Origin of the sequence: Shimia thalassica, assembly GCF_001458215.1 — a bacterium.
Lineage (GTDB): Bacteria > Pseudomonadota > Alphaproteobacteria > Rhodobacterales > Rhodobacteraceae > Shimia > Shimia thalassica.
This window is the reverse complement of record NZ_CYTW01000001.1, coordinates 1,634,386-1,656,259: the sequence shown is the minus strand read 5'-3', so window position 1 is coordinate 1,656,259 and position 21,874 is coordinate 1,634,386. Positions and strand designations below refer to the sequence as shown.

Genomic DNA, 21,874 nt, shown 5'->3' with positions numbered 1-21,874 from the left:
GTGTGAAGGGGCCATCAAAAGAGCCGGTGCAAAAAATGCAACGGCTCTTCCCCCTGCGCGCGTCCCCTGCCATAATACATGCCAACCAAAATCAAAAAAGAGCAGTCCGACGCATGGCAAATGATCTCCTGACCGAGACCCAAACCCAAGATTATGACGCGTCCTCTATCGAGGTACTGGAAGGTCTGGAACCTGTCCGCAAACGTCCCGGCATGTATATCGGCGGTACCGACGAACGGGCCCTGCACCACATGGTTGCCGAAGTTCTGGACAACTCGATGGACGAGGCCGTCGCCGGATTTGCCAACCGGATCGAAGTCGAACTGCACGAAGACTATTCTGTTACGATCCGCGACAACGGGCGTGGTATCCCTGTCGACCCTCACCCCAAGTTCCCTGACAAATCCGCGCTGGAAGTCATCCTGTGTACCCTGCACGCAGGTGGTAAATTTTCGGGCAAGGCGTACCAAACCTCGGGTGGTTTGCATGGTGTGGGGGCCTCGGTCGTGAATGCCCTTTCGGATCTGATGGTCGTTCAGGTGGCCCGCAACAAAGAAGTGTTCGAACAGCGGTTCTCGCGCGGCATCCCGCAAGGACCGGTCGAAAAGGTCGGCACCGCCCCGAACCGCCGTGGCACCACGGTGACGTTTCACGCGGACGAACAGATTTTCGGCAAGCACCGTTTCAAACCGGCGCGCCTGTTCAACTCGATCCGCTCAAAGGCCTATCTGTTCTCGGGCGTGGAAATCCGCTGGAAAACCGCAATTGATGACGGGGAAACCCCGACCGAAGCCACGTTCCACTTTCCCGGTGGCCTGTCGGACTACCTCAAGGAAACCATGAACGGCTCATCCACCTATGCCGATCAGCCCTTTGCCGGCACGGTCGAATTCCAGGGGCGCTTCGGTGTTCCGGGCAAGGTGGAATGGGCCATCAACTGGACCCCGTCGCGCGACGGTTTCATCCAGTCCTACTGTAACACCGTGCCCACCCCCGAAGGCGGCACCCATGTGGCCGGCTTCTGGTCTGCTGTCCTCAAGGGCATCAAGGCCTATGGCGAGTTGGTCAACAACAAAAAGGCCACCTCGATCACCCGCGATGACCTGATCACGGGCGGCTGTGCCCTTGTGTCCTGCTTCATCAGCGAACCCGAATTTGTCGGCCAGACCAAAGACCGCCTTGCCACTGTCGAGGCCCAGCGTCTGGTGGAAAACGCCGTGCGCGACCACTTTGACAACTGGCTGGCTGCCGACACGAAATCCGCTGGCGCGATCCTTGATTTCCTCGTGCTGCGCGCCGAAGAACGCCTGCGCCGCCGTCAGGAAAAAGAAACCCAGCGCAAGACCGCCACCAAACGGCTGCGTCTGCCGGGCAAACTGGTCGATTGTTCTGCCACCAACCGCGCGGGCACCGAACTGTTTATCGTCGAGGGTGACTCGGCGGGTGGCTCGGCCAAAATGGCCCGCAACCGCAAGACCCAAGCGCTGTTGCCGCTGCGTGGTAAAATCCTCAACGTCTTGGGCGCGGCCTCGTCCAAGCTCGGCTCAAACGCCGAGATCAACGACCTGACACAGGCGCTGGGTGTCGGGCTTGGCACCAAATTCAACGTTGATGACCTGCGCTATGACAAGATCATCATCATGACCGATGCGGACGTCGACGGCGCGCATATCGCGGCGCTGTTGATGACGTTTTTCTTCACCCAGATGCGCCCGATGATTGACGCGGGCCACCTCTATCTGGCCTGCCCGCCCCTGTTCCGCCTGACCCAGGGCGCCAAGCGGGTTTATTGCATCGACGAGATCGAAAAGAACGAACACCTTGAAAAAGGCATCGGCGGCAAAGGCAAGATCGACGTGAGCCGCTTCAAGGGTCTGGGCGAGATGGACGCGAAAGACCTGAAAGAAACCACCATGGACCCCGCCTCACGCGTCCTGATCCGCGTGACCATTGACGAGGACGAACCCGGCGAAACCGGAGACCTCGTGGAACGCCTCATGGGCAAAAAACCCGAAATGCGGTTCCAGTACATTCAGGAAAATGCGAAGTTCGTGGAGGAGTTGGATGTTTGAGATATGGCACCATGCTTCATGAACAACTAGCACGCTTGGCGCGTGAGTATGTCTTCGAAAGAGTAAAACGCTTTGCAGGTAGCGAGTTCGCAAACTTTGTGAGGCACGATATCTCCGTAGAAGCAAAGAAACGTCTAATATTTTTGCCGTATGATTTGGAAGTAAAGGCCAGCGTTGGTCAATCACAATGGGCTTCTGTGCCGTGGCTGGATTTCTTCGATCCGATCGTCACTGACACCGCGACCAGAGGGTTTTATGTCGTTTATCTAATCAATGCAGATACCGAAGAAATCGTCTTGTCCCTAAACCAAGGAACCACTGAGGTATACGAAGAGTTTGGAGACAACGAAGAAGGTCGGAGAATACTCGCGCGAAGAGCTATCGAGATGGCAGAACGAGTTGCAGATTTTTCAGCGCACTTTGACAATACTCCAATCGATCTGGGTTCGAATTCCAGCTTACCCAAAGGGTACGAGGCCGGTCATGCTTTTGGAAGAGTTTATAAGGCAAATCAAATTGACCCTGTCCTTTTCTATACCGATCTAGAAAACATGTTGTCTGCATACAGATCGCTTGTTGATCGAGGTGGACGAACGCCAATTGACAGCATGATGGATCAGTCCGGCTCCACAGACATATTGGAAACGAGAAAATTTGTGCTTTCAAAGCGAATAGAACGCGCCAAAAACGTCCGACTTCCAGTTTTGGAACGGCGAGGGCTTAAGTGCGAAGGTTGCGGATTAGAGCCAACGAAGCACTACAACTATCAAGGCCCGATAAAAAACATCCCTCTCGATGTACATCACGCAATGCCCATAAGAGAACTATCTGAGGGTGAAACAAGACGATACAAAATCCCTGACGACTTCCTGGTACTTTGTCCAACATGTCACAGAGTCATTCACAAACAAAATGACGAGGCTGACGTAGAGCAACTTCGCGACTCCGTTCGCTTCTTGTTTGCATCGAAGCCCCGATAATTCTCCTTACACTATCCTGAGGGTGGGGGCAAACGCGCCCGCCGTCTTGCCGGAGGTAAGCCGGTCATAGGCAGCGCACCTTTGGTGCGACCGAGGTGGAAGGAGAAGTCCTGCAATAAGGACAGGTTACAGGGCGGACCTCACCCTCTCATGCATTGCAAGCATTGGGCTGTCGGTCGCTGCGATTGCGGGCAATCGCCTTGGTCGGGTGCGGTCATTTGGGCAGGCCCAAACGACTTGAGTGACGCCACGTTGCACCCTCATCTCGCACGTGCCAAACTCCCCCCATGACACGCCTCACACTCACCCTCACCACCGTCCTATTCGCCCTGCCCGCGCTTGCGAATGAGCCGGATCGCTCGCATCTGTTCTGTGACCAGTATGCGCGGGATGCGGCGGGGACCGGTGGCACACAGCGCGGCGCTTTGGCGGGAAATTATGCGGGCGGTGCGGCGGGGGCGGTCAAGAACGGCTCAAAGGGCGCGCGGCGGGGCATTTTGCTGGGCGGCGCAGTGGGGGCGGCCACGGGCAGCGGCTGGGACAAACAGCTTTATGATTTCTATTATCAGGAATGCATCAGCGGCAAGCGTCTTACCTCGCCCTGGCCCTGAGGATGCACGCGCGCCCATCACGCGCGCCTGCCCCGATTTCACCACCCGCGACGCTTGAAACGTGATCCCAAAATGCTAGGGTTTGAGGTATGCGCGTGGCGTCCTTTCTGGCCCTTTTTCTTTTACTGTCCTGTTCTCGGCCCCTCACGCCGAGCGAAATCGCGTTTGCCCAAGACATTCAAGGGGATACGATCAACACATCCAAAGTGCGCATGACCCGTGACGTGCCCTTGGGCGTGGCGACATTCCAGACCGAAAAGCGCCCGCGCCTGACCTGTCGCGAACGCCTGTTCCCCGAGCGCGATGCCAAAACCGTCACCGTGTCACCGGCCGCCGTGGTTCTGTGGAACCGCGTGTTGTTTTCCAAAGACTGGTACACTGCCGATTACCTGAAAGATTATCCCCAACAGATTGATCTGGTGGCCGCGATGTTGTTTGCCCATGAAATCACCCATGTCTGGCAATGGCAAAACCGCGACCTGACCGGATATTCCCCGTGGGGTGCAGCGCGCGAGCATCAGAACGGGAGTGACCCCTATCTGTTTGATATCGAAACACAAACATCGTTTCTCGACTATGGGTACGAACAGCAGGCCAGCATCGTTGAGGAATACCTGTGCTGTGCGCTGCTTGATCCGGACGCCCCGCGCACCCACCGCATGAAGGGGCTTCTGGACGAGGTCTTCCCCCTGCAATCGCTGCCACAACCGGATGAGGTTTTGCTGCCATGGGACGGCGTGGAACTTGAGGGCATCTGTCAGTAAAACGCCGCGCAGCCCTGACGCCAGACACGAAAAAGGGGCCCGAAGGCCCCTCTTGAAACATAGGAATGTGTCGGTCAGGTCAATGGCCAAACGCCGAGTTCGGGATCAGCTGGACACTGCCGCCGGGCTTTTTCCACTCGGACTCGAAACAGGCGGTGCCCTCTTTCTGGAAATAGAGCACTTGGATGTTGTACCAGCCCGCCGAGGGAACCTTGACCTTCGGGCGGCCTGCACTTGCACATGGCGTGATGTCATCCAGCTTGGCCACGGTTTTGCCGCTGATCCAGACCTGTGCACCATCATTGGTGAAAAACTCCAGATCATAGACACCCGGTGTGTCGAATTTGATGTATCCGCGAATGTCGGCCACAACCAGTTCGGGAATACCCGCTGTCAGAACATTGGCACCACGTCCCTTGTCTGGGTAGTTCAACCCTTTCAACGGCTTACCGGCCTTGCTTGACTGTTTGATGCGCGACTTTGCAGCGTGCAAAGAACGCACCTGACGGTCACCGGTAAAATACTTGACGCTCAGGCCGGATTTTACGTTTTTAGGCTGGGGGCTGGCTGGTGTCAGCTCAATCACACCCGCTGTGGCCACCGAGGCCAGCAGCAACCCCACTGCTGCACATGCAGCGACGAACAATTTTTTCATGAAATCTCCCCCCAAACAGGTCCGGCGTTACACCGAAGATGATTAACCACTTCGTGCAGTCTAGCAAGCAAACACACGACCTTTACGGGTTTAACTTGGGCTTTTGTCCCCGCTAACGCAACCTTTTGCCTTGGATTCGCGCCAAAATCCCGGGCAAATCGCGAAAATCCGAAAAGGCTTGGGTATGGGGAATGTCCGCGATATCGCGCTTGCGATACCCTTCTGTAAACAGTGCAAAAGGCTGGCCGGTGTTGACCGCCGTTTCCGCGTCAATCTCGCTGTCACCGACATAAAGAATGGTCTCGGTCGACATATCGGCCATGGCACGTTGCAGCGGCATGGGGTCGGGTTTCTTGCGATCTGTACTGTCGCCGCCAATCACCACATCAAAGAAATCACCTAGATCAAGATGCAACAAAACATGCAGCGCCGGCCCAAGAGGTTTGTTTGTGCAAATCCCCATCCGGTGGCCTTGGGCCTTCAGGGTTTTCAAGGTGTCGATCACATGGGGGTAGAGGCGCGTCAGTTCCGAGTCCGACTGGTTATAGATCGCGAGTGTATCTGCCGTGAGGCGCGCGTGCTGTGCCATATCCATATCGTGGTGGCGGATGACCCGCTCGACCAGTTTGGGCAAACCATTCCCGATAAAGGATGTCACGGTTGCCAGATCCAGAGGCGACTGCCCTTCTGCCGCCAGCATTTCGTTGACCGCGCCCTGAATGTCCGGTGCGCTGTCAATCAGCGTCCCATCCAGATCAAAGATAACAACTGCCATGCTTGGCCCCTTCCCGTTTCAGTCGGGACAAGTCATGCCGCCGATTGAAACAGGGTGCAAGGGTCGTGCGTGTCTCAGGCGCCTTCAGGCACAAACCGATAAGCATCGCCCTTGCGCTCGACATGGCCCATCCCGCCTCCGGGCAGGTGATAGCCGATCAGGCGGGTTTTGTCCGTGGCCATTTGATCCAGCAGCCAGATGCGGGTCTTGGCCGCCGTTTCGCGATCCTGATCCGATCCAGAAAGCAGTGTCGGCGCGGCAAAGGCCACATGGTGGTTGCCAATCGCATCCCCCACGACCATCACGCTTTCGCTGCCAGACCGCAGTTCAAAACCCATATGGCCGGGTGTATGGCCATAGGTTGCGCGTGCCGCCACCCCGGGGAGGATTTCTTCACCGTCGTCAAAAAAGGTGATGCTGTCTTCGATGACTTCCATCCGACGCTTTGCCCCGACCGCCATCGTCGTGCGGGCGGCCTCGATCGTGTCGACGGTTTCAGGGTTCCACCAATAATCCCACTCGGCCCGCCCCATCATATACTGGGCTTCCGAAAACAGAGTGTCGTCAAAGTCATCAAGCACCCCCCAGAGGTGATCCGGATGGCAATGGGTGAACACAACGTGGGTCACATCATCGACGGCCACACCTGCCGTATCCAGTGCATCGATCAAAAGACCGGAACTGTCTTGCCAGCCGGGTCCAGAACCCACATCAAACAGTATCGTGCGCTCTCCATCTTGCAGCATCGTGATATTGCATTCCGGCGTCAGAGGACCGCTGCCGACATTGAATTCCGAGAAGATCGGCGCAAGCTGGTCTTGGGGCATCGGTGCAAAGATGAAATCTGCTGGCAGGTTCAGATGCCCGTCTGAAAGCGTCGTGATTTTCATTTTACCAACGGTGGCCATATCCGACGCCCAAGACGCGCGCGCGCCCAGACCAGTGATAAGAGATGCCGCCGAAGCGTGTTTCAGGAATTGCCTGCGTGTCGATGTCATGTGGATGCCTCCTCCAACCGAGCTTTCCACATGCTGACATTCATATTTTTGAATTGCAAGGTGCGTTCAGTGTCGCAGCCCTGTTCAAGGCTCACGAAAAGGGATCGCAGGTCCCGATACTTTCAAGCAGTGGCCAGAGCACTATTAACCGCCTTGTGCGGCGCGAAACCAGTTTTGGATGGCGGCGCGTTCTTCTGGCTCCATCCAAGAGACATTTGCGGGTGGCATGGCTGTTGTAATCGCGGACTGTAGGTAAATCCGTTTGGCTTCAGCGGCGATTTCCTGAGGCGTTTCAAGCAGCACGTTTTTGGGGGCATGGGTGATCCCGTCCCAGCCGGGTTCGCGCGCATGGCACATGCTGCACCGGCCAAGAACAATATCCGTCACATCTTCGAACCCATCCGCCGACGCAAAGACCTGCTCTGCTGGCGTAAAGGCGCGAGCCTCGGTTTCATCGTAATCTGCATAATCCGGCCCCGCCTGAGACAGCCCGACAATCGCGATAAACAATGCCACCGTCGCGGCCCATGTCCACCATTTCATCCCGCCACGCGCATGCATGGTGTTAAAGAAATGCCGGATGGTGATCCCCATCAGAAACACCAGAGCCGCAATGATCCAATTATACTGTGTCGCAAAGGCCAAGGGGTAATGGTTTGACAACATAAGGAAAATAACGGGCAGCGTGAGATAGTTGTTATGAGTTGAACGCAGCTTGGCAATCTTGCCGTATTTCGGATCGGGTTTGCGACCAGCCTTGAGATCTTCGACCACGATGCGCTGGTTCGGCATGATGATGAAAAACACGTTGGCGGTCATGATTGTCGCCGTAAACGCCCCGAGATGAAGCATCATGGCGCGTCCTGTAAAGACCTGAGTATAGCCCCAGCCCATCACGACCAGCAGACCAAACAACAGCACCATCAACAATGTGGGATTTTCCGCCAGACCGGATTTACACAACCGGTCATACACCACCCACCCGATGGTCAGGGACACCGCGGAAATCAGGATACCCTGCCACAGAACCAGCTCTGTTTTGGTAGCGTCGATCAGATACAACTCGCCCCCCAGCCAATAGACAACCATCAACAGTGCCGCACCGGACAGCCACGTGGAATAGCTCTCCCATTTGAACCATGTCAGGTGATCCGGCATCGCCGCAGGAGCAACAAGGTATTTACGAACGTGGTAAAACCCACCGCCATGGACCTGCCATTCTTCTCCGTCAGCCCCGCCAAGATCGCCTTCACGGTGCAATCCCAGATCCAAGGCAATGAAATAGAAGCTCGATCCGATCCACGCGATGGCCGTGATCACATGCAGCCAACGGATGGCAAATTCCACCCAATCCCAAAGAAACGCAGCTTCCACGGCAACAGACCCCTCAATTAGTTTCCGCGAGACACTAGCCCGCGTTTGTTTTTCACTCTATCTTGAAAAATGCCCGAACAGCTTCAAACAAAACAAGAAGATCAAAGCACTCATAGCGCGAACCATCCCATATGTCCTATATCGATAACATCCGCACCTTTGTCCGTGTCTATGAATTAGGCAATATGTCCGCCGCCGCGCGGGATCAGCGTATTTCTGCGGCAGTCGCGTCTTCGCGCATTGCCCAGCTTGAGGATCATCTGGGTGTGCGGCTGTTCATGCGGACAACCCGACAGCTGAACGCCACCGAACAGGGCGAAACCTTTTATGAAGGGGCGTGCAAGATACTGGCCTCGATTGACGATGCCGAGGCCGCGGTGACCTCGATCACGCGCTCACCCAGAGGGCTTTTGCATGTGGCGGCCCCCTTGGGGGTCGGGCGGCGTCTGATCGCGCCACATATCCCTGCGTTCAAAGAAGAGTATCCGCTGATTGATCTACGCCTGCGTCTCAGTGATCGGAAACTGGACCTGACAGCCGAAGGTCTGGATGTGGCCTTTTTCCTTGGCCTTCCCGAAGACAGCACGTTGCGCATCAAAAAGATCGCGGACTGCCCGCGTGTCCTCTGTGCGGCCCCTGCCTACCTTGAAAAACGCGGGGTGCCAGACAGACCCGAAGCCCTGACAGACGGGCGGCACGACTGTCTGAACCTGCGCTATCCCGGCGCGCCCGAATTCCAATGGCAACTGGAAACATCCGGAGGCATCCGAAAATTCGCGGTCAAAGGGCCGTTTGAATCCGATGACGGCGATGTTCTGACAAGTTGGGCTGTGCACGGCCATGGCATTACGCTTAAGCCCGTGTTCGAAATTTCAGAACACCTGTCCTCGGGCAGGTTGGTTCCGGTGCTGCAGGACACCCCGCCGATCCCGATCCAGATGGCCTGTCTTTATACTCACCGTCGCCATCAGGACCCGAAAACGCGCCTGTTCATCGATTTCATGGTGGACCGCGTGCAAAAAGAACTGCAAGCGCGCCAAATCTGACGCGCGGCCGCCTTAGCTGCCCCGATAGGTCGAATAGCCATATGGCGAAAGAAGCAGGGGCACATGATAGTGGGCTTCGGAATCCGCCATACCGAACCGGATCGGAACCTCGTCCAGAAACAGAGGCTCGGCCCCCGCCTGCCCCGACGCGCGCAAATACGCGCCACAATGGAACACCAATTCATAAGTGCCGGTGGCGAATTCAGTCGCGGGCAGGATTGGCGAGTCGGTCCGCCCGTCATCGTTTGTCACCGTGCGCGCGATCTCGGTACGCATGTCCCCCTCAAGGCGGAACAAGGTGATTTCGATCCCTTCTGCAGGGCAACCTTTTGCCGTATCCAGGATGTGCGTGGTCAGATATCCGGACATAATGGTCCCTTTCGTGCTGAAGCTATACCCTTTCTGCCGCGTTGCGCGCCGTTTTCACAGGCACAGGACACAAAGAACTCTTTCAAGAATTCATTGAAAGTCATGCACATTATTGTGCGATACAACTAGATAAAATGAACAGGAGAGCTGCGGCTTGAGCAGATACATACGCGATATGCGAGGATATGGGGCAAACCCGCCTCATCCCAACTGGCCCGGTGACGCAAAAGTCGCGGTTCAATTCGTGTTAAACTATGAAGAAGGCGGCGAAAACTGCGTGCTTCACGGGGACGCCGGATCCGAAGCCTTCCTCAGCGACATCCCCGGCGCGGCACAATGGCCCGACCAACGCCACTGGAACATGGAATCGATCTATGAGTACGGCGGACGTGCAGGGTTTTGGCGCCTACACCGCCTGTTTACGGGTGCGGATATTCCGGTCACGATCTATGGCGTTGCGTCTGCGCTTGCCCGAAGCCCCGAACAGCTGGCCGCGATGCAAAGCGCCGGTTGGGAAATCGCGAGCCATGGTCTGAAGTGGGTAGAACACAAGGACATGCCCGAAGACGAAGAGCGCGCGGCCATTGCCGAGGCGATCCGTCTGCACACCGAAGTCACCGGTGCGCGGCCAAAGGGCTGGTACACGGGACGGTGCAGCGTCAACACGGTGCGTCTTGTCTCCGAAGAAGGCGGATTCGACTATATCTCTGATACCTACGACGATGACCTGCCCTATTGGCTTGAGGTTGGATCCCGTGACCAGCTGATCATTCCCTACACGCTCGAAGCCAACGACATGCGGTTTGCCACCGCGCCGGGATATATTACGGGCGAAGACTTTTTCACTTATCTCAAAGATGCCTTCAATACCCTCTATGCTGAAGGTCAGGACGGCGCGCCAAAGATGATGTCGATCGGGTTGCACTGTCGTCTGATCGGACGCCCCGGCAAGATCGCCGGGCTAAAGCGGTTCATCGATTACATTCAGGAGTTTGACGGTGTCTGGTGCCCGCGCCGTATCGATGTGGCGCGCCACTGGGCCGAACATCACCCGCACAAACGGTTTGAACGTCCAAGCCAGATGCCGAAGGACCGATTTGTAGAGGTCTTTGGCGGGATCTACGAACATTCGCCGTGGATTGCCGAAGGAGCCTATGATCTTGAACTGGGCATGGCGCATGATTGCGCCGACGGGCTTGGCAATGCGCTCGCGCGGATTTTCCGCACCGCGACCCGCGAACAGCGGCTGGGCGTGCTGCAGGCGCACCCGGATCTTGCAGGCAAGCTGGCCTCGGCCGGACGTTTGACCGCAGAAAGCACCTCGGAACAGGCCAGTGCCGGATTGAATATGCTCACCGATGAAGAGCGAGACACCTTTACCAAGCTGAACACCGACTATGTCGAAAAACACGGCTTTCCCTTTATCATCGCCGTCAAAGACAACACCAAAACCTCGATCCTTGCGGCCTTTCATGACCGGATCAACAACGACACCGACACCGAACGCGACACGGCCTGCAAACAGGTCGAGCGGATTGCATGGCATCGATTGAAAGACATATTGCCGTGACCCATCTGATCGCACAGCCCCTGACAAAAGCCACCTTTGCCCCCTTCGGAGATGTTCTCGAACTCAAAGGCATTCCGGACAAAATCATCAATCAGGGAATGTGCGGTCGCCATCATGATCTGGCGACTTTGTCGTTTGACGAAGGCCGCGCCGGTATCAGCCTGTTCAATGCGACACCGCGCGACCTGCCTTATGTGTTTGATCTGGTCGAGCGCCACCCCGACGGAAGTCAGGCCTTCATTCCAATGACGCCCGCCCCCTTCCTTGTCATCGTGGCACCGGACGAAGACGGGCGCCCCGGCACGCCCCGCGCCTTTCTGACTGCGCCACACCAAGGCATCAATTTTCACAAAGGCACTTGGCACGGGGTACTGACGCCCCTGTCGGCCCCCGGCCTTTTTGCCGTTGTTGACCGGATTGGCGACGGCGCAAACCTCGAAGAATTCACCTATGACGCGCCCTTTACGGTGACGTCTGCCTGAATCGCCTGGGCGGAGTCACCGCCTTGGCGCCTTAAAGCTGCCCACCAAAAAAGAGGCGGCGAGATCCCCATACAACAGGAGCGTAAGTATGGCTGATACTACCATAGGGACAGCGGAACAGCTGAAAGACCCCAATTATACCCCGCCTTTATCCAAGGCGATCCCACTGGGCATCCAACACGTGCTTGCGATGTTTGTGTCCAACGTCACCCCTGCCATTATCGTTGCCGGTGCCGCCGGTTTCGGCTTTGGCTCTGATGCGGGGGCGCAAGGATTTCCGGACATGACCTATATGATCCAGATGTCCATGCTGTTTGCGGGCATCGCAACCTTGCTGCAAACCATCACCCTTGGACCGGTTGGTGCCGGTCTGCCCATTGTTCAGGGCACATCCTTTGCCTTTTTGCCGATCATGATCCCGCTGGTTGCCGGCAAAGGGCCGGATGCCTTGGGTATCCTGTTCACCGGTGTTCTTGTCGGGGGCCTTTTCCACTCCATTCTGGGCCTCTTTATCGGCAAGATACGGTTTGCCCTGCCCCCGTTAGTGACGGGGCTGGTGGTGACCATGATCGGTTTGGCACTTGTTAAAGTTGGCATTCAATATGCTGCGGGCGGCGTGCCCGCGATTGGCAAACCCGAATACGGTTCCCTTCTGAACTGGTCTGCAGCGCTGGTTGTGATCTTTGTCACATTGGGGCTCAAGTTCTTTGCGCGTGGCATGTTGTCGATCTCGGCCGTGTTGCTGGGCCTGATTGCCGGATACCTCTATGCGCTGACAATGGGCATGGTGACGGTCGAAGGCATCTCCAGAAGCTGGTCACTGGCAAGCGCCTTTGCCTTGCCAATGCCGTTCAAGTACGGGTTTGAGTTCTCGGCGGCGGCCTTTATCGGCTTTGCCCTGATGTCGTTTGTCTCGGCCGTTGAAACCGTTGGCGACGTGTCTGGCATCACCAAGGGTGGCGCAGGTCGTGAAGCCACAGACAAGGAAATCTCGGGCGCAACCTATGCCGACGGTTTTGGCACAGCGGTTGCCGGTATCTTTGGCGGCTTGCCCAACACCTCGTTCAGCCAGAACGTTGGCCTGATTGCCATGACCGGCATCATGAGCCGCCATGTGGTGACATGTGGTGCCATCTTCCTGATCATCTGTGGCCTGATCCCCAAAGTTGGCGCTGTGATCCGGACGGTTCCGATTGAAGTGCTCGGCGGTGGCGTGATTGTCATGTTCGGCATGGTTGTTGCGGCAGGTGTTTCGATGCTTGCCGATGTCGACTGGAACCGTCGCAACATGGTGATCTTTGCGATTGCCCTGTCGATTGGTCTGGGTCTGCAACTTGAACCGGGTGCGGTTCAGTACCTGCCCGACACCCTGCGCATTCTGATGACAAGCGGCCTGCTTCCTGCAGCGTTGATCGCGATTGTCCTCAATCTCATCCTGCCGGAAGAGCTGTCAGCAGAAGCCACGGAAGAAGTCTCGGGAGGGATGTCAGGCGACAACTGACACCCTTCAAAATCAAAATTTTCAACTGGCCACCATCTTTGGTGGTCATTTTTTTTTACCTCTTTGCGCTTTTTCCGCCTATATACCCAATACTACGAGTTCCCCGCTAGACGCATGGCTGCTATGACGCTAGGAACCTACCCAATTGGTTTAATATTAAACTATAAGATCGCAACGCTACGTCAATCTGGAGGAGGACGCTGCATATGGCGCACCAATTCGAAGACATCGATCCAATCGAAAGCCGGGAATGGCAAGAAGCCGTCGAGGATGTTATTGCCCGCGACGGTGCCGACCGCGCCCATTATTTGTTGGACAAAGCAGTACAGCAGGCCCGCGCGGCCGGTGCTACCTTGCCCTTTTCGGCAACAACCCCTTATCAAAACACCATTCCGGCAGACGATCAGGAAGCTTTTCCTGGCGATCTGGACATGGAATGGCGCATCCGCACCATTAACCGCTGGAATGCGATGGCGACAGTTGTACGCCGCAACAAGGTTTCGTCCGAGTACGGCGGGCACATTGCGTCCTTCGCCTCGTCCGCGGTGATGTATGATATAGGTTTAAACCATTTCTGGCGCAGTAAATCCGCCATTCACGGCGGCGACCTTGTTTTCTTTCAGGGCCACGTGATCCCCGGCATCTATGCCCGTTCCTTCATGGAAGGGCGGATCACCGAAGAGCAGCTTGAAAACTTCCGCTCGGAAGTCGCAGGCAATGGTCTGTCTTCTTATCCGCACCCGTGGTTGATGCCTGACTACTGGCAGTTCCCAACGGTTTCGATGGGTCTGGGGCCGCTCATGGCGATCTATCAGGCACGGTTCATGAAATACATGCACAACCGTGGCCACATCGACATGGCCGACCGCAAGGTCTGGTGTTTCCTTGGCGACGGCGAAATGGACGAACCTGAATCGCGCGGCGCAATCGACCTTGCAGCCCGTGAAGGTCTGGACAATCTGATCTTTGTCGTGAACTGCAACTTGCAACGTCTTGATGGACCGGTACGCGGCAACCACAAGATTGTTCAGGAACTCGAAGGCGATTTCCGCGGTGCAGGTTGGAACGTCATCAAGCTCCTTTGGGGCAAAGGCTGGGACGAGCTTCTGGAAAAAGACATCAGCGGCAAATTGCGCCAGTTGATGGACGAAACCGTTGATGGGGATTACCAGACGTTCAAATCCAAGGACGGTGCCTATATTCGCGAGCACTTCTTCGGCAAATATCCCGAAACGGCCAAGCTGGTCGAAGACTGGACCGATGAACAGATTTGGGCCCTGCGTCGCGGCGGCCATGATCCGCAAAAGGTTTACACCGCCTTCAAACGCGCATCCGACACCAAAGGCCAACCCACCTGCCTGTTGGTGAAAACGGTCAAAGGTTATGGCATGGGCACTGCTGGCGAAGGCCAGAACATCACCCACCAGCAAAAGAAAATGGCCGAAGAGCAATTGCGCGCCTTCCGCGACCGTTTCAAAATTCCGGTCAGTGATGAAGACCTGCCAAATGCGCCGTTTGTTCATCTCAACAACGCGCAGAAAGCCTATCTCGCGGATCGCCGCAAAGAACTGGGCGGCGAGTTCCCCAAACGCGAAAGCAAGTCGGACAAACTCGAGATCCCTGCCCTGTCAAAGTTCGAGGCGCAACTCAAAGGCACGGGCGAGCGCGAAATCTCGACCACAATGGCCTTTGTCCGTATTCTGACAACGCTGCTGCGGGACAAGAAGATCGGCAAAAACGTTGTGCCGATTGTTCCCGACGAAAGCCGCACCTTCGGTATGGAAGGTCTGTTCCGTTCGGTTGGCATCTATAACCCCGAGGGTCAGAAATATACCCCCGAGGATGCGGACCAGATGATGTACTATAAGGAACTGGTCAACGGTCAGGTTCTTCAGGAAGGCATCAACGAAGCCGGCGCCATGGCCGACTGGATTGCCGCCGCCACGTCCTATAGCAACCACGGCGTGCCGATGATCCCGTTCTTCATCTATTACTCGATGTTTGGGTTCCAACGGATCGGCGATCTGGCTTGGGCCGCTGGCGACAGCCGCGCACGCGGCTTTATGTTGGGCGGCACTGCAGGTCGGACCACGCTGAACGGTGAAGGTTTGCAGCACGAAGATGGCCACAGCCATATTCTTGCCGGAACCATTCCAAACTGTGTGACCTATGATCCGACGTTCCAGCACGAAGTTGCCGTGATCGTGCAGCATGGTCTGAAGCGTATGTATGAAGATCAGGAAGACGTGTTCTTCTATCTCACGCTGATGAACGAAAACTATGCGCATCCTGATATGCCCATGGGCGTTGAGGACGAGATCATCAAAGGTCTCTATCGTTTCAAAGACGTGAAAAAGCCCACCAAAAAGCACGTTACCCTGATGGGATCAGGCACCATTCTGGTTCAGGCGCTGAAAGCGGCAGAAATGCTGGAAGCGGACTTTGGTGTGACCTCGGAAATCTGGTCGGCCCCGTCGTTCAACGAACTGGCACGTGATTGTCAGGATGTTGCACGCTGGAACCGGTTGAACCCGCTGGAAGAACCCAAGGTTTCGTTTGTGACGCAACAACTGTCCAAAGCAAACGGACCCATCATTGCGGCCACCGATTACATGAAGAACTTTGCCGAGCAGATCCGGTCCTGTGTGCCTGGACGCTATACGGTTCTGGGCACAGACGGCTTTGGCCGCTCTGACAGCCGCGTAAACCTGCGCCGGTTCTTCGAGGTGGATGCAAACCACATCGCTGCTGCCGCCATGGTGGACCTGTTCCGCGAAGGCAGCATCACCAAGAAAGTGCTGGAAGAGGCACTTGCCAAATACGACATCGACGGCGCCAAGCCGAACCCGCGCCTGGTGTGATCGGGAAGAGAGGAGATTGAACAATGACTGTTGAAGTAAAAGTTCCCGATATCGGCGATTTTGCAGAAGTGCCTGTTGTGACCGTTCTGGTCAGTGTTGGTGACGTGATCGCGGTGGAAGACCCCATCGTCGAGCTGGAAAGCGATAAGGCCACGATGGAAGTCCCTTCCTCGAGCGCCGGTAAAGTGGTCGACATCAAAGTGTCCGAAGGAGACATGGTGTCCGAAGGATCGCTCTTGTTGATTGTTGAGGCAGATGGAGCGGCAGAGGCCCCCGTCGAGGCGGCCCCTGCCGCTGCCGCCCCCGCAGCAGCAGCGCCAGCCGCACCCGCAGCGCAGGCGGCCCCCGCCCCTGCCGTCACAGACGCCGGTTTTGGCAAGGCCCATGCGTCGCCGTCTGTGCGTGCCTTTGCACGTCAGCTGGATATCGAGCTGAGTAAGGTGAACGGGACCGGCCGCAAGGGCAGAATTTTGCGCGAAGACATCACCGCTTTCCTGAAATCGTCGACCGCAGCGGCCCCCGCCGCAGGTGGCGCCGTACAGGGTGGCATGGGTATTCCGCCGATCCCGACCGTGGATTTCTCGAAATTCGGCCCTGTCGAAGATGTCGAGATGCCACGGATCAAGAAGATCTCTGGCCCTGCGTTGCACCGGTCGTGGCTGAACGTACCGCACGTCACACATAACGACGAAGCCGACATCACGGACCTTGATAAATACCGCAAGGAAATGGACACAATGGCCAAAGAGAACGGCTATCGCGTCACTTTGCTGAGCTTTGTGATCAAAGCGTCGGTCTCGGCCCTCAAAGAGCACTGGGAATTCAACTCGTCAATCCATCCCGATGGCGACAAGTTGATCAAGAAGAGCTTCTACAACATCGGTTTTGCGGCAGACACGCCAAACGGATTGATGGTTCCGGTGATCAAGGACGCGGACCGCAAAGGGCTCGTCGATATTTCCAAAGAACTGATGGAACTGTCCGCAAAAGCGCGTGCAGGCGAATTGAAGGGCCCCGACATGTCCGGCGCGACCTTCACAATCTCGTCTCTGGGCGGCATCGGCGGCACCTCGTTCACACCAATTGTGAATGCTCCTGAAGTGGCCATCCTCGGGCTGACCCGTTCGAAAATGGCGCCTGTCTGGAACGGTGAAGAGTTTGTGCCGCGCCTCATGCAACCCTTGTCGCTAAGCTATGACCACCGTGCGGTGGATGGCGCCTTGGCTGCACGCTTCTGTGTGACGCTCAAGACGCTGCTGGGCGATATGCGCAAGCTGATGTGGTAAGGAGACAAAACAATGGAAATTCAAGTACCTGATATTGGTGACTTTTCCGAAGTTCCGGTTGTTACGATCCTGGTTTCGGTGGGCGACACAGTCGCCGCCGAAGATCCGCTGATCGAGCTGGAAAGCGACAAAGCCACAATGGAAGTCCCTTCCCCTTCTGCGGGTGTCGTCAAAGAAATCAAAGTGGCTGAAGGGGACAATGTCTCTGAAGGCACCGTGATCATGATCTTTGAAGGCGCCGCCGCCGAGGCCCCTACAAAAGCGGATGCACCGGCCGCAGCTCCGGCCGCGCCGCAGGCCGTGGCCGCAACGGGCACCGCAACCGGCGCAGGCGATGTGCATGCCGAAGTTGTCGTGCTTGGGTCCGGCCCTGGTGGCTACACCGCCGCGTTCCGGGCTGCCGATCTTGGCAAAAAGGTCGTTTTGATCGAAAAAGACTCCTCGTTGGGCGGTGTGTGTTTGAACGTGGGCTGTATCCCGTCAAAGGCATTGCTTCACGCCGCCAAGGTGATGAACGAAGCCGAGGAAATGGGCGATCACGGCATCACCTTCGCCAAACCGGATGTCGATATCGACAAGCTGCGTGGTTGGAAAGAAAGCGTCATCAACCAGCTGACCGGTGGTCTGGCGGGTCTGGCCAAGGCGCGTAAAGTGCAGGTTGTGAACGGATACGGCACCTTTACCGGCGCCAACATGATCGAAGTCGACAATGACGGCATAAAATCCACCGTCAGCTTTGATCAGTGTATCATCGCCGCAGGATCCGAACCCGTCACCCTGCCCTTCATCCCGCATGATGACCCACGTGTGATCGACTCGACTGGCGCACTTGAACTGGAAGACGTCCCCGGACGCATTCTGGTGTTGGGTGGCGGCATCATCGGTCTGGAAATGGCGACGGTCTATGACGCGCTTGGTTCGGATGTGACCATCGTCGAATTTATGGACCAGATCATTCCCGGTGCTGACAAAGACATCGTGAAGCCCCTGCACAATCGCATCAAGGCAAAGTACGAGGCGATCCTGACCAAGACCAAAGTCACCGGCGTAGAAGCCACCGACGAAGGTCTCAAAGTCACGATGGAAGGGCCAGACGGCGAAAAAGTCGATACGTTTGACAAATTGCTGGTGGCTGTCGGGCGTCGTCCGAACGGTGCCAAGATCAACGCAGCAGCCGCGGGTGTTGCCGTTGATGAACGTGGCTTCATTGCGGTCGACAACCAGCAACGCACTGGCGTGCCGCATATCTTTGCCATCGGTGACGTGGTCGGACAGCCCATGCTGGCACACAAGGCCGTGCACGAAGGTAAGGTCGCCGCAGAGGTCTGTGCAGGCCACAAACGGTTCTTTGATGCACGCGTCATCCCGTCCGTTGCCTATACCGACCCCGAGGTTGCCTGGGTTGGGATGACCGAAACCCAAGCCAAAGCCGAAGGCATCAAGGTTGGCAAGGGCGTCTTCCCTTGGGCCGCTTCGGGCCGCTCCCTGTCCCTGGGCCGTTCCGAGGGCATCACCAAAGTGCTGTTTGACGAAGACGGCGACCGCGTAATCGGTGCCGGCATCGTTGGTCCCAACGCCGGTGATCTGGTGGCCGAGGTTGCTCTGGCCATTGAAATGGGTGCGGATGCCGTTGATCTGGGTCACACCATTCACCCACACCCGACCCTGTCGGAAACCGTGAACTTTGCAGCAGAAATGTTCGAAGGCACGATCACCGACCTGATGCCACCCAAAAAGCGCAAGTAAATCCGCGCCAAAGGCTCATGACAAAATGTAAAGGACCCGATGCATCCGCGTCGGGTCCTTTCTTATTTCAATGCCGTTTTGAACGTCTCTGTCAGACGCTGGTTCAAAAGATCATGTGGTTCTGCCGAGCGCCCATAGTGCAGCTGGGCCATCGCAGCAATATCGTTGAAAATCACACGGGTCTGGCCGGTGTCATCTTGATAGACCAGCAGTTTTTGACAAAAGGCATCCAGACCAATCGCCGGAAAGTCGCGCATGGCCACCCCGCCGGGCGCGGGCCCGCCAAACAGCAAGAGAACCGCAGGCAGCAAGTCAACGCCAGCGGCGGCCGCCTCTGCCTGAAAGTCGACCTCCCCGAACCAAACAGTATCGGCCTGCTTGGTCACAATGGCCTTTAGATTTGCGATGCTTTGCTCAACGTCGTATGGCGATTGAAGCTCAATAATCCCGTAGTTTTTTGCAAGCCCCTCTGTTGGGGCCGCCGCCATACCTTTGGTAACCGCAGACATATCCGCGTCGTATTGAGCGAGCGCGGCCCTATCCATCAGGCCATGACGTTGGGCGAGAAAAGCGCTGTTGGTGTAAACCTGCCGCGCCTCCGTCCCTTCGACGTAGGACAAAACACGGTAGGGCAGATCCAGCCCTGCGCGAATATTTTCGAACAGGACGCGGGAGTTGGTTTCGCCAGAGCTGAACACCTGAACAATCGAGGGCGGCATTTCCACCCCTGCCTCGGCGGCCAGACGCGCATGGTCAATCATTACAATTGGAACCAATCCGGCTGCAGCGACCTCGGAAGAGGTTGTCTGCGTCAGGGCATCTACCTTGTCCTGAAGCCCCCCGGCCAAAGCCAAAACAGGCAACGTGGCGATGACACCAGCGGCAACAATCGATTTCATCCTCAGCATCGGGCACCTTTCGTTTTATCGTGGACCGGATGGTAGTCCGTTCCCAAAACGAAGCAATCAATTCTCGCGAAAGATGCCTTGTCTCCCCCTTTCAGAGAGGGAAGAAAAACGGGATCAGGGCTGATGCCAACAACCCGATCGAAAGGTTCAAGGGGATGCCCACGCGCATAAAGTCGGTGAACTTGTACCCGCCCGGACCATACACCATCATATTGGTTTGATAGCTGATCGGTGTGGCAAACGTGGCGCTGGCAGCGATCATGACCGCCACGACAAGAGGACGCGGATCAATGCCCAAAGACGTCGCGATCCCGATGGCAACGGGTGTCAGAACAACGGCAACCGCGTGGTTGATCGTCTCCGACAGGATCGACGTCAGCAGATAGATCGCCCAAACGATAAAGAACGGTGACAGTCCGGCAATATAGGGTGACAGAGCGTTCACAATCAGCTCGATTGCCCCCGATGTCTCCAAGGCCGTTGCCACAGCCAACATCGCAAAAATCAGAGCGAGCAAACGCCCGTCCACAAACCCGAAGGCCTCGTCGCTGTCGATACAGCGTGTCAGGAAGACAAGCGCCATCGCCAGAACTGCCAACAGCAGGATTGGTGCAACACCAAGTGCCGCAAGAACAACAATCCCGGCCAGAGCCCCAATCGCAATCGGTGTGTGACTGCGGCGATAAGCACGGTCCGTCGGTTTTGACACATCAAGCATGTTCATATCTGTTGACAGACGCTGAATGTCTTCCGGTGTCCCCTCAAGCAACAGCGTATCACCAGGTTGCACGATCAGATCATCCAGCTGCCGCCCGATATTCTTGTCCCTGCGGTGTGCAGCCAGCGTATAGACCCCATAACGACGGCGCAGGCGCAGGTCACCAAGACGGCGCCCGACCATTTTACAGTTTGGCGTGATCAGCGATTCAACCGTCGTCGTCTCAACGGCAGAGACCTGATCAACGCGTTTGAGCGATTTGTTGCGTTGCAGGCCCAACAACTCGGTCATTTTGGTCCGCAAGACAATGCGGTCGCCCACCTGAAGGATCACACCTTTCAGATCACGACGCAGGGAAAGATCCCCACGGATCACATCGACAAGACGCACACCGTCCCGTTTGAACAGCTGCACATCCAGAACTTCGCGTCCAATAAGATTTGACTCAGGCGGAATAACCGCTTCCGTGAAGAACTTCTTTGACGCTTTATCAGACAGCAAATCTGCCATGCTGTCCCGATTGGGCAGCAGGCGGGGCGCAATAAAGGCGAGATAAAACGCGCCCCAAACGGCGAGAATAGCAGCCAGCGGTGTGACCTCGAAAATGGTGAAAGGCTCCATACCGCGTGCGCGGGCAACACCATCAACGAGCAGGTTTGTAGAAGTCCCGATCAGGGTCAGACAGCCGCCCAGAATCGCCGCATAACTCAGCGGGATCAGAAACTTACTGGCGGATACATTCAACTTTCGCGCCAACTGGACGAAGACGGGGATCATCACAACAACAACCGGCGTATTGTTCATGAATGCAGAGGCAATCATCACAAAACCCATCAATGCGCCAATCGCAACGGCGGGGCTGTGTTCGGCCTGTTTTTCCGCAATCTGTGTGAACCAATCAAGCGCCCCTGTCCGCACCAGTGCCCCCATCACGACAAACATTGCAGCAATGGTCCAGGGGGCCGGGTTTGCAAGAACATGAAGCGCTTCTTCATACGGCAAAAGCCCAAGGATCAAGAGCGCAGATGCGCCTGCAATCGCCACCACTTCGGCAGGATAAACCTCTCGCATAAATAACGCGAACATGCAGGCCACCACAGCAAGAGCCAAAAACGCTTGAGTGGTTTGTGAAAAATCAAATAAATCCATGAATCGTCC

18 protein-coding genes are annotated in these 21,874 nt (G+C 56.4%); 11 read left to right on the top strand and 7 right to left on the bottom strand.

What is annotated here, in order from left to right:
* Nucleotides 1–113: 113 nt before the first annotated feature.
* The 4 genes from parE (at nucleotide 114) to PH7735_RS07445 (ending at nucleotide 4,427) form a co-directional block, all read left to right on the top strand.
* Nucleotides 114–2,072, top strand: a complete 1,959-nt coding sequence (gene parE, locus PH7735_RS07460; RefSeq protein WP_058310636.1) for a DNA topoisomerase IV subunit B — start codon at nucleotides 114–116, stop codon at nucleotides 2,070–2,072.
* A complete protein-coding gene (locus PH7735_RS07455) occupies nucleotides 2,069–3,052 on the top strand; it encodes an MrcB family domain-containing protein (RefSeq protein ID WP_145865280.1) in 984 nt (327 codons plus the stop codon). Before parE ends, PH7735_RS07455 begins: the two co-directional genes overlap by 4 nt.
* A gap of 287 nt (nucleotides 3,053–3,339) precedes the next feature.
* The gene (locus tag PH7735_RS07450) at nucleotides 3,340–3,663 is read left to right on the top strand and encodes a hypothetical protein (RefSeq protein WP_058310634.1); all 324 of its coding nucleotides are present in this window, start codon (nucleotides 3,340–3,342) and stop codon (nucleotides 3,661–3,663) included.
* Between the two features lie 89 nt (nucleotides 3,664–3,752).
* A complete protein-coding gene (locus PH7735_RS07445) occupies nucleotides 3,753–4,427 on the top strand; it encodes a hypothetical protein (RefSeq protein ID WP_058310633.1) in 675 nt (224 codons plus the stop codon).
* 79 nt (nucleotides 4,428–4,506) lie between these two features.
* Here the strand turns inward: PH7735_RS07445 and PH7735_RS07440 are convergent, their stop codons facing one another.
* From PH7735_RS07440 to PH7735_RS07425, 4 genes are all read right to left on the bottom strand, one after another.
* Complete coding sequence (locus PH7735_RS07440; RefSeq protein WP_058310632.1) at nucleotides 4,507–5,082, bottom strand: PA14 domain-containing protein; 576 nt, start codon at nucleotides 5,080–5,082, stop codon at nucleotides 4,507–4,509.
* Between the two features lie 112 nt (nucleotides 5,083–5,194).
* Nucleotides 5,195–5,857 carry a phosphoglycolate phosphatase gene (gph, locus tag PH7735_RS07435; RefSeq protein WP_058310631.1) on the bottom strand — a complete coding sequence of 221 codons (663 nt, stop codon included), beginning with the start codon at nucleotides 5,855–5,857 and terminating at the stop codon, nucleotides 5,195–5,197.
* A 74-nt stretch (nucleotides 5,858–5,931) separates the two neighbouring features.
* On the bottom strand, nucleotides 5,932–6,855 hold the full coding sequence (locus PH7735_RS07430; RefSeq protein ID WP_058310630.1) for an MBL fold metallo-hydrolase: 924 nt from the start codon (nucleotides 6,853–6,855) through the stop codon (nucleotides 5,932–5,934).
* A 144-nt stretch (nucleotides 6,856–6,999) separates the two neighbouring features.
* Nucleotides 7,000–8,229 (bottom strand): urate hydroxylase PuuD, encoded by a 1,230-nt coding sequence (locus PH7735_RS07425; protein WP_058310629.1) that lies wholly within the window; start codon nucleotides 8,227–8,229, stop codon nucleotides 7,000–7,002.
* A gap of 131 nt (nucleotides 8,230–8,360) precedes the next feature.
* On the opposite strand from PH7735_RS07425, the gene PH7735_RS07420 reads away from it, so the two are divergent.
* Complete coding sequence (locus PH7735_RS07420; protein ID WP_058310628.1) at nucleotides 8,361–9,275, top strand: LysR family transcriptional regulator; 915 nt, start codon at nucleotides 8,361–8,363, stop codon at nucleotides 9,273–9,275.
* Between the two features lie 12 nt (nucleotides 9,276–9,287).
* Here PH7735_RS07420 and uraH read toward each other — a convergent pair whose 3' ends face one another.
* Complete coding sequence (gene uraH / locus PH7735_RS07415) at nucleotides 9,288–9,644, bottom strand: hydroxyisourate hydrolase (protein ID WP_058310627.1); 357 nt, start codon at nucleotides 9,642–9,644, stop codon at nucleotides 9,288–9,290.
* A 154-nt stretch (nucleotides 9,645–9,798) separates the two neighbouring features.
* Here uraH and puuE point away from each other — a divergent pair, with 154 nt between their 5' ends.
* The 6 genes from puuE to lpdA all read left to right on the top strand — a co-directional run bounded on the left by puuE (nucleotide 9,799) and on the right by lpdA (nucleotide 19,090).
* Complete coding sequence (gene puuE, locus PH7735_RS07410) at nucleotides 9,799–11,214, top strand: allantoinase PuuE (RefSeq protein ID WP_058310626.1); 1,416 nt, start codon at nucleotides 9,799–9,801, stop codon at nucleotides 11,212–11,214.
* Nucleotides 11,184–11,696, top strand: coding sequence for an ureidoglycolate lyase (locus PH7735_RS07405; protein ID WP_058310625.1), 513 nt, complete (start codon nucleotides 11,184–11,186; stop codon nucleotides 11,694–11,696). The genes puuE and PH7735_RS07405 overlap by 31 nt, the downstream gene beginning before the upstream one ends.
* A gap of 88 nt (nucleotides 11,697–11,784) precedes the next feature.
* Nucleotides 11,785–13,197, top strand: coding sequence for a uracil-xanthine permease family protein (locus tag PH7735_RS07400; RefSeq protein WP_058310624.1), 1,413 nt, complete (start codon nucleotides 11,785–11,787; stop codon nucleotides 13,195–13,197).
* A 206-nt stretch (nucleotides 13,198–13,403) separates the two neighbouring features.
* Complete coding sequence (aceE, locus tag PH7735_RS07395) at nucleotides 13,404–16,058, top strand: pyruvate dehydrogenase (acetyl-transferring), homodimeric type (RefSeq protein ID WP_058310623.1); 2,655 nt, start codon at nucleotides 13,404–13,406, stop codon at nucleotides 16,056–16,058.
* A 23-nt stretch (nucleotides 16,059–16,081) separates the two neighbouring features.
* On the top strand, nucleotides 16,082–17,344 hold the full coding sequence (locus PH7735_RS07390; protein WP_058310622.1) for a 2-oxo acid dehydrogenase subunit E2: 1,263 nt from the start codon (nucleotides 16,082–16,084) through the stop codon (nucleotides 17,342–17,344).
* 12 nt (nucleotides 17,345–17,356) lie between these two features.
* Nucleotides 17,357–19,090, top strand: a complete 1,734-nt coding sequence (lpdA, locus tag PH7735_RS07385) for a dihydrolipoyl dehydrogenase (protein WP_058310621.1) — start codon at nucleotides 17,357–17,359, stop codon at nucleotides 19,088–19,090.
* A 62-nt stretch (nucleotides 19,091–19,152) separates the two neighbouring features.
* On the opposite strand, the gene PH7735_RS07380 is transcribed toward lpdA, so the two are convergent.
* Nucleotides 19,153–19,989: a DUF302 domain-containing protein gene (locus PH7735_RS07380; RefSeq protein ID WP_233488279.1), complete on the bottom strand. Its 837-nt coding sequence runs from the start codon at nucleotides 19,987–19,989 to the stop codon at nucleotides 19,153–19,155.
* A gap of 100 nt (nucleotides 19,990–20,089) precedes the next feature.
* Entirely contained in the window at nucleotides 20,090–21,865 is a 1,776-nt protein-coding gene (locus PH7735_RS07375) for an SLC13 family permease (protein ID WP_058310619.1), read from the bottom strand.
* Nucleotides 21,866–21,874 lie beyond the last annotated feature (9 nt).